Source organism: Lewinella sp. W8, from assembly GCF_004375085.3.
Classification (GTDB): domain Bacteria; phylum Bacteroidota; class Bacteroidia; order Chitinophagales; family Saprospiraceae; genus Neolewinella.
Genome location: NZ_SNAQ03000003.1, coordinates 323,078 through 336,342 on the forward strand (window position 1 = coordinate 323,078; position 13,265 = coordinate 336,342).

The 13,265-nt window shown below is 56.4% G+C and carries 8 protein-coding genes; all 8 read right to left on the reverse strand.

Annotated elements, in window-relative coordinates; translation table 11 throughout:
* Nucleotides 1-113: 113 nt before the first annotated feature.
* The 8 genes from E1J53_RS05570 to E1J53_RS05605 all read right to left on the reverse strand — a co-directional run bounded on the left by E1J53_RS05570 (nucleotide 114) and on the right by E1J53_RS05605 (nucleotide 13,263).
* Complete coding sequence (locus tag E1J53_RS05570; RefSeq protein WP_134271955.1) at nucleotides 114-2,780, reverse strand: sialate O-acetylesterase; 2,667 nt, start codon at nucleotides 2,778-2,780, stop codon at nucleotides 114-116.
* Between the two features lie 130 nt (nucleotides 2,781-2,910).
* Complete coding sequence (locus tag E1J53_RS05575) at nucleotides 2,911-4,596, reverse strand: glycoside hydrolase family 43 protein (RefSeq protein ID WP_134271956.1); 1,686 nt, start codon at nucleotides 4,594-4,596, stop codon at nucleotides 2,911-2,913.
* A gap of 182 nt (nucleotides 4,597-4,778) precedes the next feature.
* Nucleotides 4,779-6,326 (reverse strand): glycoside hydrolase 43 family protein, encoded by a 1,548-nt coding sequence (locus tag E1J53_RS05580; protein WP_134271957.1) that lies wholly within the window; start codon nucleotides 6,324-6,326, stop codon nucleotides 4,779-4,781.
* A 4-nt stretch (nucleotides 6,327-6,330) separates the two neighbouring features.
* Entirely contained in the window at nucleotides 6,331-7,533 is a 1,203-nt protein-coding gene (locus E1J53_RS05585) for an aldose epimerase family protein (RefSeq protein ID WP_134271958.1), read from the reverse strand.
* 44 nt (nucleotides 7,534-7,577) lie between these two features.
* On the reverse strand, nucleotides 7,578-9,332 hold the full coding sequence (locus E1J53_RS05590) for a sodium:solute symporter (RefSeq protein WP_134271959.1): 1,755 nt from the start codon (nucleotides 9,330-9,332) through the stop codon (nucleotides 7,578-7,580).
* Between the two features lie 32 nt (nucleotides 9,333-9,364).
* The gene (gene araA / locus E1J53_RS05595) at nucleotides 9,365-10,825 is read right to left on the reverse strand and encodes an L-arabinose isomerase (protein WP_134271960.1); all 1,461 of its coding nucleotides are present in this window, start codon (nucleotides 10,823-10,825) and stop codon (nucleotides 9,365-9,367) included.
* Nucleotides 10,826-10,852: 27 nt separating this feature from the next.
* The gene (locus tag E1J53_RS05600; protein WP_134271961.1) at nucleotides 10,853-11,551 is read right to left on the reverse strand and encodes an L-ribulose-5-phosphate 4-epimerase; all 699 of its coding nucleotides are present in this window, start codon (nucleotides 11,549-11,551) and stop codon (nucleotides 10,853-10,855) included.
* A 92-nt stretch (nucleotides 11,552-11,643) separates the two neighbouring features.
* Nucleotides 11,644-13,263, reverse strand: coding sequence for a ribulokinase (locus E1J53_RS05605; protein ID WP_134271962.1), 1,620 nt, complete (start codon nucleotides 13,261-13,263; stop codon nucleotides 11,644-11,646).
* Nucleotides 13,264-13,265 lie beyond the last annotated feature (2 nt).

The following is a 13,265-nucleotide window of genomic DNA, read 5'->3' on the forward strand; positions in this document are numbered from 1 at the left end:
ACCTGGCCACCTTACTGGATACTTTGCACCTGCACCGGCTGAGCCGAGTATTCCGCTTCGCTTCACGCGCGCGCCCAAATTATTTATTGAATTATCCTGGATATTGTTCTTGATCACGGCCGACGTGATTTAAGGTGTTTAGCCGCAGTAATCATGGTGGTCACCCACAGTTGATCCTGGTGTGCGGCGAGATAGTCAATCAGCTGCTGGTGAGCCTGCGTGGAGACATTAAGGTTGTGCTCTCCGCCAACCCCGTGAAAGAGGAATACGATCAGCGCATTATTTTCTTCGGCGTTCTTTACCATGCTAATCAGTTCGTCTCCCGTCTGTCCATTGATGCCGTAGGCGTAGAAGTTGTGGAGATCGTAATCATGGGCCGCGTTGAGCTCGGCTTGCACCCCACGGGCAGCCAGGAAGCTTTCCGCGATGGCTTCCGTGAAGTCCCCTTCCCCCGTTGCGGTATCTCCGCAGGGGTAAGCGAAAGTTCGTTCCCGTTTCCCGTCCAGGCTTTCCAGAAAAACGTTGGTCATTGCTACCTCATCGAGCAGACGGCTGGTCGAATAACGGCTTAGGTCTCTTTCCAGACTAACCCAGTCACGACCGGGCTTGGATCCGTCACAGGGGTGATACAGGGTGTGATTACCCAGCTCATGTCCCGCGGCGGCCGCACGTCGCCAGTCCTCCAAACGGTTTTTGCTGCCGGGGAAGGCGGCTGAGAGGTAAAAGGTAGCCTTTATTCCGTGGCGGTCCAGAGCGGGGATTACTTCGTCGAGGTGGACGTTTAAAGCATCATCGTAGGTTAAAACAACCGTGGCCTTTTTCCCGCGCCAAAGCGGAGGGCGATCCGGACCGACGGTCAGTTCAAAGGGGGAAGCAGGCAGTCCTTCCTGATTATACAGATTAACCTGCGGGTTGTCGGACCAGGCATACCGGACGTAACGGGGATGCTTAATGTCCGGATGTTTGAGCACCACCCTATCCTCCTGAATCCTTGCTTGCGCCCAATGAAAAACGCCATCGTAGCCCGCGAGGGCAAATTCACGCAGCGCTTCTCCGTCTTTACTCACCAGACCTTTACCGACGTCTGTGAAGGTGATCATGACGGAATCACCGGTCCGGACTGCTTTCCGGGGCATTGGCCCCGTAGCGACCAACTCCGACTCGCCGTAGACCCGTTGGCGGGCGAGCCGGGCCAGACGAAGGCCCACGTCTTTTTTGTTATCGGGGTGAATGTCGTTCCACTCCCCGAGGTCAATGGCTACGGCCATTCCGGTGTGGGGAACGCGAAGGCTTTTGCGTTGTGCCTCCCGCAGTGCGGCCCAGTTGCTCTCTTCCGGGAGGTAGGAATAATCCTGAAATCCGGGTAGTTGTACGAACAGGAAAGGCAGCTGGTCGTCGCCCCATTTTGTCCGGAAGTCCTGGATCTGCGCGGCCTGCAGCCGGGCGTAGGTTTTCGGACGGCCGGCGTTGGATTCTCCCTGGTACCAGAGCACTCCCTTAATGCCGTAATTGGTGGCCGGGGCAATCATGCCGTTGTAGAAGGAAGCAGGTTGACCGCGCAGGGAAATTCTTGGTGGCGGGGCCGTTTTTCGGGGCGGGCGTACCTGCCCTACCCGATAACTCCAGGTTCCCTTCAGGTCCACCGTATCCGTTTTCGAAAAAATCTGGTAGGGGCGATCGGGCACGAAGCCTCCCTTTCCGCCGAAGTTAGTCACTCGGACGGCCAGGAGGTTTTGCCCTGCCCGGAGTAGTCCGGCGGGTACCGGGTAACGCCGTTGGGGATACTGATACCCCGTGCCCCCAATGCGTTTACCGTTGATGAATAACTCGTCAGCATCAACGATTCGCCCCAAAAACACTTCTGCTTCCTTTCCGGCCATGTCCAGTGGAAGGTAGAGGTATTTTCGGTACCACACTGTACCATTCAGGTCCTTCAGTCCCTGGTCTTCCCAGAAGCCCGGAACGTTAATGGGGCGCCAGTTCTCGTTCTCCACTAGTTCCTCGGCGTACCAGGCGGGAGCAGCCGCAGTTCCCCGATCGGGGGGAAGGGGCATGCTACCTTCGGGGTCCGGCTGGGAGTTGACCCGTTTCACGTAGGCAGTATCCCGGTTGCGGTTGACGGTCGCGACCATGTCGGGGAATTCCCGTAAGCCCGCTTCACTGATCCATGCTTCAATCGGGGAGCCGCCCACGCTGGCGTTGATCAGGCCAATCGGGACGCCGTAGCGCTGATGCAGGTCAAGGGCAAAGAAGTAGCCAACGGCGGTGAATTCCCTGACGCTTTCGGGGGTAGCGCTTTGCCAGCTACCGCCCGGAAAATCCTTTACCGGGCCGGTAAAGACGGCATTGGTCGGCACCGCAAAGTGCCGGATGTCCGGATAGTTCGCGCTGGCAATGTCCTTTGCGTAAAGAATGCGGTGCAGCTTCATCTGGTGCACCATATTGCTTTGCCCCGAACAAAGCCACACATCCCCAAAGACAATGTTTTTCAGGGTGATTTGATTAGTCCCCTTCAGGGTTATGTCGTGAGGGCCACCAGCGGGAGTCGGCTTCAACCTTAACGCCCATTTTCCGGAGTCATCCGTGGTAGTTTCGTAGGTTTTCCCAACGAATTGCATCACGATTTTTTCTCCGGGACTCGCCCACCCCCAAACGGAGATTTCGGTATCCCGTTGTAATACCATATTGTCACCGATCAACCTCGGTAATACGATCTCAGCCTCAAGGGAGACCTGGAGCATCATACAAAGGATAAGCAACTTGTGGGCAAGAAATTTCATGAAGGTAGTGAGCGGATTTACGTCATCGATTGGGTGACAAGTGGGATTAAGTCGTAAATGATACGTTCAGCGTTGGTGGGTTGCCCGGGGAAGATTCGCCAGAAAATGGCCCGGCCGAAGGTGACGCCAGCTATTTCCGAAAGATTTGATCATCGCCCGTATAACTGAACCAGTCAAAGGCCGCGACCTGATCGGAATTCTTTCCGGAAGAGGTGGCGTACATGCCGATGGTTACTCCGACGAAGCCCCCCGCTTCCTGAGTGCTGAGGTACTTGCCCGCAACATCTGCCACCAACGTTATGTACTCTTCCGCACCTTCTTCCGCGTAGCTAAAGTTGTACTTGTCGTTTTCGAAACTAACCCGCAAGCGTAATGGCCCCTCAGCAATGGATGCCTCGGCGAGTACTTCGTTAACCTCCTCGCTAGCTTTAAGGAGCTGTACCGTCTCCTGGTCACCAACGATCGTCTTGACGAAGGTATAATGATGCTCGCTACTCTGGAAGACGACCAGCCCCGCCCGTTCGCCTTCCGCTTCCGGCGTAAAGGATACCAGGGTAGCAGCTTCTCCCGCAAGATGGTGCTGCCGGAAACCGACGTAACTGGGATTGGAGCGCTCGTTGACGGTGGTTGGGCGAAGCCGCAATTTTAGTTGACTGTCCTCCAGCTGGTACCATCTTTCGGTGGGAGTACGTAAAAGAAGGTACCGTAGGTTAAGACTGTCCTCCGAGAATTCATCCCGGAAGGTGAAGTTGCCGGCAAAGCGGGGTAAAGTCGTATCCGCCGGGGCGCCGGATGGCATGGGATAGCTATACTGTACTTCCTCAAAGTCGGGATTGATCACCGGCCAGCCGTCGTCCGTCCAGCGTACCGGGGCGAGGAAGGTCTCCCGCCCCGTATTAAAGTAGTTGCCTTCGTAGGGCCGGACGGCCAGGAAAACGGCCCACCAGTCGCCATTGTCCAATTGAACCATATCGGCGTGTCCGGCCGTGGTTACGGGGTTTGGCCGGTTGGGATCAAGATGACGTTGGGTAAGGATTGGGTTATTCTCCCAGGGCTCGTAGGGGCCCCAGAGTTCTTTGCTGCGGAAGATTACCTCAGAATGCTGAGGACCGGTTCCCCCTTCCGCACACATCAGGTAATAGAAATCGTTGATGTGGTAAATATGGGGAGCCTCAATCCAGACCGGTTCTTTACTGATGTCCGTACCGCCGTTCACCAATATTTTGTTCTCCCCCAATACTTCCATGGTTTCCCGGTCGAACTCCACCATTCGGATGGTACGGTGTCCGCTGTAGAGCGATTTATTATCGGGCGGAATGCTGTTATATACCAGGTAGGATTTGTCTCCCTCAAAGAAAGTGGAAGGGTCAATACCATCAACTTCCGGTAAAAAATATGAATCGGACCACGGGCCGGCTGGGTCAGTAGCGGTGACGATATAATTCCCTCCGGCATCCGCCAGGGTACAAACCACGTAGAACACCCCGTCATGAAAGCTGATGCCCGGAGCAAAGTTGCCCCGGGAAATCCCGAGGCCTTCCAGTTGCATCTGGCTCGCGCGATTCATGGCGTTTCCGACTTGTTTCCAGCTCACCAGATCGTCACTTTCAAAAATTGGCAGGCCGGGGAAATAGGCGAAGGTGGAAGTGGTCAGATAAAATTTACCGTTTGCCTCACACAGAGCGGGGTCCGGGTAAAAGCCCGTTAACACCGGGTTTTGGAAGGTCGGAACTTCTGTCTTTACCTCGGAATCCGATGGGGCGGTATCCCCACACGAAACGAAAAGCAAAAAAAGCAGGAGCGATAGATAACGCATGATTTACTTAATTGATGGTTAGAACTAGCGCCAGGTAGTAAGCGTATTGGCATTTGCCCTTTGGTTATTGATTTGGGGCGTTGGTGATTTCTGAGTAAGCAAGAAGCAATTAGCTTCGTGACCATGGTGTGAACAATAGAGCAAGTCCCCTTTATGGTACTCAATTAGTGAATGGGCTGAAGTCATCCATCGGAGATTTTGAAGTAGTCAAAGTCAACGTAACCTCCTGATTCCTTCGTAGCGTAATTGAATAATCCAAAACGGTACCCCATAAAATGCGGTAACGTATAGGGCATGGGCATGGACGTACCAATGGGCCTCCATGATTTACCCTTCACTTTGTAATAAAAGGTAGCGGTATCCGCTTGATCGCGGAAATCACAGTTGATCCTGAGTTGAACCGTATTCTGGGCAAGGGGAATGCGTACTCGCTCTACGGCCTTACCGTTTTCGGTACTCACCATGACCAAGTACTTTTTGCCACTGATGACTTTGACCCCAACCAAACCATAGTTCTTCTGTAGCAAACTTAGGCCGGCAAAATCTCCGTTTCGCATGTGCGACACGTCAATCTTGGTCGTCCCGGTACACACCGGACCAATTGTCCGTTGGGTGAGGGTATTTCTGGTCGACACAAAACTGGTGTCCAGGCGCTCGGTGGTCAACCGCAGGAATCCTTTTCTGGCGCGCACCGACCAGTAATCAGGAACCGGATTATGGTTCCACTGCCAGACAAGCGGGAGATCAGAGCTTTCTTTCTTCCGATTGAAATTGTCGGAAGCAACGATTCCCGGCATCAAGCCCTTCTGGGGCGGTAAATCGAGCATTTCGGGAACCTTGTTGTCTACTCCCAATACGGGCCATCCATCCTCCCAACGGACCGGGACCAGATAGGGTACGCGCCCTACCCCACCGTTATCGCGAAACAGGTATGCATACCAGCGTTCGTCCGGTGTCTGAATCAGTCCTCCCTGCGCTACTCCCAAATCCTGCAATCCCACTTTCCCCTCCCAGGGGCCGGTGAGCTTATCGGACCGGTGAATGATTACGGTGCGCATACCTTCCCGTGGCCAACAGATATTGAAGAGGTAATACTGTCCGTTGACTTTAAACAGCTGAGATCCCTCTGCCCGTAACATGATATTGTCACCGGCCGGAGCACTGGCGTTTTCAATCAATACCCGTTCTTCGCTTCCGGGCTTTACTCCGCTCAGGTCCTCCTTCATTTCCACGATTTTGAGATCCCCCACCCCGTAGATCATGTAGACCCTGCCATCATCGTCAAAGAACATGGTATGATCGTGGTACGCCGGGGTGAAGCTCCGGGCTCGCCAGGGTCCTTTTTCAATATCCTCGGTGGAATACACGTGGGTTTTCCCCGTGGTGCTGGAGAAAGTGGAGGCGTAATAAGTGCCCTCGTGATACTTTAAACAACTGGCCCAGGAACCCCGGCCGTAGGCACTCTGCCCGTCGATCAGGTTGATGGCATCGTTTTCGGCTAGTCGGTCATAGGCATAGCCGACGATTTCCCAGTTGATCAGGTCCTGCGACTTCATGATGGGCAGACCCGGACTCAAATGCATGGTCGTGCTGCTCATGTAATATGTATCCCCAACGCGAATCATGGACATGTCGGGGACATCGGCGTAAATGACCGGATTAACTGCCTGGGCCTTCAGGGGCGGAAAGCAGAGAAAAAAGGCGAGAATAATGCAGGTCAGGTATCTCATGGGGCTAGCGTACGGAGAAGCGGTATACCGTGGTGGACCGATAGGTTTCTCCCGGACGCAGTTCCGTGGACGGGAAATCCGGCTGGTTGGGAGAATCGGGCCAATGCTGAGTCTCGAGGCATAGGGCGGAGCGCTTTTCGTAGGACTTTCCGTCTTTCCCCGTCAAACTACCGTCCAGGAAATTGCCGGAATAGAATTGTAGTCCGGGCTCGGTGGTAAGTACTTCCATGAAGCGCCCGGAACTGGGGGCATAGAGGGTGGCGACTCTCTCCAGCGCGTAATCGGTCTTACGGTCCAGCACGAAATTGTGGTCGTAGCCCAATCCAAGCTCCAGTTGCTCGTTCTCCTCCCCAATGCGGGCACCGATGGCGTGGGGCTCCCGAAAGTCAAAGGGTGTTCCCGCCACGTTCTTCAATTCTCCGGTGGGGATGAGGCCCTCGTCAACGGGGGTGAAGCGCTCGGCCTCAATCATGAGTTCGTGCTCGAGAATGGTCGGTTGATTGCCGAGATTGAAGTAGGCGTGATTGGTCAGGTTTACGACGGTTGGTGCGTCCGTTGTGGCCTCGTATTCGATCCGAAGCTCGTTTTCATCGGTGAGTAGGTACCGGACGGTATGGTCCAGATTTCCGGGGTAGCCTTCTTCTCCGTCTGGGCTGACCCGCCGGAGGGATACCCCCCGAACGCCCGCTTCGGGATTGATCGTTTTGGCTTCGTACAACTGGCGGTGAAAGCCCTTTGGCCCACCGTGCAGGGCGTTATCGCCATCGTTACGGTCCAGCTCATACGTAGTACCGTCGAGGGTGAAGACTCCACCGCCAATCCGGTTTCCGTAGCGCCCGATGAGGGCACCAAAGTAGGGGTGTTCCCCGAGGTACCCCTTTACGTCCGCAAAGCCCAGGACGACATCACCCATTGCCCCGCGATTATCCGGTACGCGAATGGCGGTAATGATGCCTCCGTAATTGGTAACGTCCACCTCCATACCGTTGACGTTACGGAGGGTGAAGAGCGTGGCTGAGCCGTCTGGCGTCTCCCCGTAGGAGCGTACCTGAACCGTATCTGCCGTCGAGGATTCCTCAGCGGTGGCGGGAGCCTCTTCTGAGCCGGAAGTGCCACAGCTGGTAAAGCTGAACAGGAGCACAAATAAGAACAGCACGGCACCAGGTGCCAGCCAGTCGTTCAGGGGAGCAAATCGGGAGTCTTTCATGACGTTTACGTTAAAGGTGATGTGAATAAAGTGGTTGTACTCCCCTACCCGCTGAAGTAGCCGTAGGCGATGAGAATCAGCACGACGACCAGTACGGACCAGATGACGTCTGACCGGGTATAACTGGATTTGACGTCGGCCTGATCCTCCGCGGAAACCATTCCGAAGGCGAGCCCGCGTACCTTTTCCGGTGGTGGTGGTGCGGTGGCCAGGCTCACGCCCACCATGGCAGCAGCACTCACCAGGAAGATCAGTAGGCTATAGTACTGGAAAAATGTATTGTTGATGATCCAGAGAAAGGAGCCTTCGGGGTAGGCAAATCCCTCGCCAAGGGCTACGGGCGTATCGACCACCAGGCGGAACAGCCCCATCACGAAGCCAATCCCAAGCGCGGCCAGGGCTCCCTTGGCGTTCATCCGTTTGAAGAAAATACCGAAAAAGAAGACCACAAAGATCGGCGGGGCCAGGTATCCCTGGACACTCTGGAGGTAATCATACAGCCCCCGGCTGCCCTGAATAACCGGAATCCACAACAGGCCAATGATCACCATTGCAACGGTGGCGAAACGGCCAATTTTGACGAGATCTTGCTCACTGGTCTTGGGCCGGAATTTATGGTAGAAATCCATGGTAAAGAGTGTAGACGAGGCATTGAATACGCCGGCCAGGGAGCTCATCAGTGCCGCCAGGAGCCCTGCTACCACCAGTCCCCGGATGCCGGAAGGTAAAACCGTGGCCACCAATAAGGGAAAGGCCTGCTGGGCGTTTGCCGTGATCAGGTTACCTTGCTCGTCGAGCATTTCCGTGGCCATGGTGTCCATTTTCCCACTGCTGGCCAGCGCAAAGGCGATAATGCCGGGAATGATGAAGATGAATACCGGGAGCAGCTTCAGCAGGGCCGCAGCGATGGTGCCGCGCCGGGCCTCGGTCAGGTTTGCCGCACCAAGGGTTCGTTGTACAATGTACTGGTCCGTACACCAGTACCATAGGCCGATGATCGGCGCGCAAAACAGCATTCCCAACCAGGGGTAGTTATCGTTAAAGTACCAGGCCATGGTCGTTTCCGTGCGCACGGGAGACCAGGTGCCGGCAACTCCATCCGGAACCAGTGGTTTCCATAGGTTAAACATTTCTGACCCGGCAATGCGGCGCAGCTCACTCCAGCCCCCGAGTGCATCAAGCCCGTAGTAGGTAACCAGGGTCGCACCGAAAATGAGAATAATCGTCTGGATACTTTCGGTATACGCCACCGCCTTTAGTCCGCCAAGTACGGTATAAGCGCCCGTGAGTAGAATGACGAGAATGGAGCCAATCCAGAAACTGTCCAGTCCCATAAAACTGATCTCCGGCATTAAAACACCGAAAACGATTCCCCCGGCAAAGATGCCGACGGCAATTTTGGTGAGCACGTAGGCCACCAGGGAAATGAGGGAAAGGATGACCCGGGCCGTTCCGGAAAAGCGTCGTTCCAAAAATTCCGGCATGGTAAATACCCTGGAGCGCATGTAAAATGGTGCCAGCACCCAACCAAGTACCAACAGACACCAGGCGTGCAGCTCGTAGTGGGCCAGCGCCACGCCGTCCGTCGCTCCGGAACCCGCCAGCCCCACCAGGTGCTCCGAACCGATATTGGAGGCGAAAATGGAAGCCCCGACGACGAACCACCCGAGGTTACGACCAGCCAGGAAATATTCGTCGGAACTATCGTTCTTCTGCCGGATTACCCACCAGGCAATGCCCAGAATGAGGGTGAAATACAGAAAAATGATGATCCAGTCAATGGTTGATAATACGGTCATGACAATAACTTTATGATGAATTATCGGGTTGCTTAACGGACCTGATTAAAGTGGTTTTGAAATTCACGGAGCCGCGAATGCTCGTCGATGACCACGCATTCGATCCCCGTAAAGGTGGCGTAATCGATCAACTGTTCGGTACTGATATTCTGGCTGAAGCAAGTATGGTGAGCCCCCCCCGCGTAGATCCACGCGGCTACTCCGGTTTCCATATCCGGATGGGGCTCCCAGAGAACTCGCGCAACGGGAAGCTTGGGTAATTTGGCACGGGGACTGCGGCCCGTGACCGTATTAACCACGAGGCGGAACCGGTCTCCCATATCCACCAGCGAAGCGTTGAGGGCCGGGCCTTCCCGGCCGTCAAAGACCAGCCGACAGGGATCGGCTTTGCCACCAATCCCGAGGGGGTGGCATTCAATCCGTGGACGGCCCCCCGCAATCGACGGACAAATTTCCAGCATATGTGCCCCCAGGACGGCTTCCGCTCCGGGTTCAAAATGGTAGGTATAATCTTCCATGAAGCTGTTGCCGCCATCCAGGCCTTCACCCATGACCTTCATGGTGCGCACCAGCGCGGCCGTTTTCCAGTCGCCTTCCGCTCCGAACCCGTATCCCTGACTCATCAATCGCTGGGTGGCCAGTCCGGGGAGTTGCTCTAGCCCATGAAGATCTTCAAAGGTATCGGTGAAGGCCGTATAGCCGCCCTCCTCCAGAAAGTTTTTAAGCCCGAGTTCGAGGCGAGCGCTGTACTCCAGATGCGTCCGCCGGTCTCCTCCCGACCGGACGTTAGCCGCTAGATCATAGGTGTCTTCGTACTCTTCCAGCAGTTCCGCTACCTGGGCTGTTTTAACGGCCCGGACCCGCTCGACGAGGTCCCCCATGCCGTAGCCATCCACCTGGTAGCCGAAGGTCACGTGGGCACTTACCTTATCGCCCTCCGTCACGGCAACATTGCGCATATTGTCTCCGAAGCGTGCCACCTTCATCCGCCGTTCGCTGGAAATGCCGCGGGCAACGCGGATCCAGTTTTCCAACTGACGCTGCACCTGCGCTTGCGCCCAATGGCCCACAATTACCCGCCGACGTACCCCCATTTTGGCGCACATATGGCCGAACTCCCGACCGCCGTGCGCCGTCTGGTGGAGGTTCATGTAGTCCATGTCGATGTCCGGGTAGGGAATGTCCCGGTGCACCTGGGTGTGCAACTGGCAGAGGGGCTTGGTGAGGATGCTTAGGCCGCGAATCCAGATTTTGGCGGGAGAAAAAGTGTGCATCCAGGCAATTACTCCTGCGCATTCCTCGTCGGCTTCGGCCCGCCTGATGGTTTGATACACGAGCTCCGCGTCCGTCAGCGTGGGCTGCCAGACGATTTCGGCTGAATTGGTCAGGTTATCGTTTAGGGAGGCAACAATTTTTTTGCTGTTCTCTGCTACCTGTACCAGGGTTTCGGGGCCGTAGAGATGCTGGCTGCCAGTAAGAAAGTATATTTTCATGATGATTTTTCGTCAGTTCTGGGAGAATTATTGTTGGCCGTAGTAGGCGTCCTTTCCGTGCTTTCGCTGCCAGTGCTTTTGCACCAGACTTTCTTTCAGACGGGGGGCGTCTGGATTGATTTGCCGCGACAGATAGGCCATGCGGGCCACCTCCTCGAGGACAGCGGCGTGGTAGACGGCTTTCTCCACCGATTTGCCCCAGGTGAAGGGAGCGTGATTACCAACCAGGATCATTTCCACCTCGGAGGGGTCAAGACCCAATTCCCGGAAGTGCTCGATGATCTGCCAGCCGGTTTCGTGCTCGTAGTTCCCGCTGATTCTGGCGTCAGCCATGGGCGGTGCGCAGGGAACGTCCACCGTCAGGTGGTCGGCGTGGGTAGTGCCCATGATCGGGATGGGAAGCTGGGCCTGGGCCCAGGCGGTGCCGTAGGTGGAATGGGTGTGGACAATCCCGCCGATATTGCTCCACTCTTTGTACAGGAGCGCGTGGGTTTTGGTATCGCTACTTGGTCGCAGATTTCCCTCCACTACCCTACCCTCGTAGTCGACGATGATCATCATCTCGGGGGTCAGCTCCCGGTACGGCACCCCGCTGGGCTTAATCGCAAATACCCCGGCTTTCCGGTCCACCGCGCTGGCGTTTCCGAAGGTAAAAAGCACCAGGCCTAATTCCGGTAGTTGCATATTGGCCGCGTAGGCCGCTTGTCGGATCGCTGCGTGGGTCATAGTTGAAGGTTCGGCATGAAGGAGGTCATTATTTTTTGGGCGCTTACGCGCGGGTGCCGGGTAATTACCGGGGAGCATTGCTGGTCGGAAAGTTAGTCTCCACTCGCAGCCAGTTGCTCAGCGGCGGCGCCCAGTTGCCGGTAGCGGGTATATTTTTCTTCGTAATACTTCACCCGGTCCGGTTCGGGGTGGTAGGTGGCGTCAAAGCCACTGCCCATGGCGGAGACTGCGGCCGGAACGTCCGGGTGCACCCCCGCCGCCACGGCGGCAAACATCGCTGCTCCGAGAGCACAGGTTTGCTCACTGCGGGCCACCTGGATGGGGCGATTCAGTACGTTGGCCAGCGTCTGCATAACGAAGGGGTTCTTTTTGGCCACCCCACCCAGGCCAATGATGCCCTCCACGGGAATCTCCTCCGACTCAAAGCGGCTCACGATGTGGCGGGCTCCGAAGCAAATAGCTTCGACTAGGGCGCGAAACACCCGGGGAGCGTCGGACCCCAGGTTAAGTCCCGCGATGGCACCCCGCAGTCGCTGGTTGGCGTCCGGCGTCCGGCGACCATTAAACCAGTCAACGGCAATTTCCTCCCCGCCCGGTGGCAGGTCCGCGGCGGCACGACTCAACTCGGCGATGAGGGCACCTTTACTGGCTTCCGGCCTCCCCCAGCTGAGCAGGTCGGTGAACCAGGCCAGGACGTCGCCGAAGGCACTCTGTCCGGCCTCTAACCCCAGCATTTGGGGAATGACTGATCCATCCACTTGGCCACAAATACCCCGGACCAGCTTTTTGGCTGCCGGATGATCGTCCGGGATAACCAGAATGTCACAGGTTGAGGTTCCCATTACGCGGGAGAGGTAAAAGGGCTTAATCTCTCCACCCACGGCTCCCATGTGGGCGTCGAAGGCGCCCACACTCACGGGGATGCCCGCGGGCAGTCCTAGCCGTCCGGCCCAGTCATCGCTAAGGAGACCGGCCACGACGTCGGAAGTATGGGTATCTACGTAAAGGCGGTCCCTCAATCCGGCCAGCAGCGGGTCCAGCTCAGTGAGGAATTCCTCCGGCGGCAGTCCTCCCCACTCGGGGTGCCAGAGGGCCTTGTGCCCGGCAGCACACCGGCTGCGGAGCATCTGTTTTATGTCCTTACCACCGGTCAATAGAAAGGGAATCCAGTCGCAGTGCTCCACCCAGGAGTGGGCGGCTGCCCGCAGACCTTCGTCGGTCCGCAGCACGTGAAGGATCTTGGCCCAGAACCACTCGGAACTGTAGATGCCGCCCTCGTATTTGGTGTAATCGGTTTCCCAGTTACGGCAAAGATTATTGATCTCTTCGGCTTCCTGGATGGCGGTATGGTCCTTCCAAAGCACGAACATGGCGTTGGGGTTGTCCCGGAATTCTTCCCGTAGCGCCAGGGGAGTTCCGCTGGCGTCTACCGCTACGGGGGTAGAGCCCGTGGTGTCCACGGCAATCCCGACCACCTCGTCCGCCGTTCCTGCGGGGGCATCGGCCAGGGCAGCCTTCACGGCGGCCACCAGGCCATCAACGTAATCCTGAGGGTGTTGCCGAAACTGGCTCAGGGAAGCCTGGCAGTATTTGCCTGCCTTCCAGCGTGGGTAATAACTTACCCCGGTCCCTACTTCCTGCCCGCTACTGACGTCCACCAGTAGTGCCCGGACGGAGTCCGTACCGAAATCTAGGCCAAGCGTGTATTTCATGA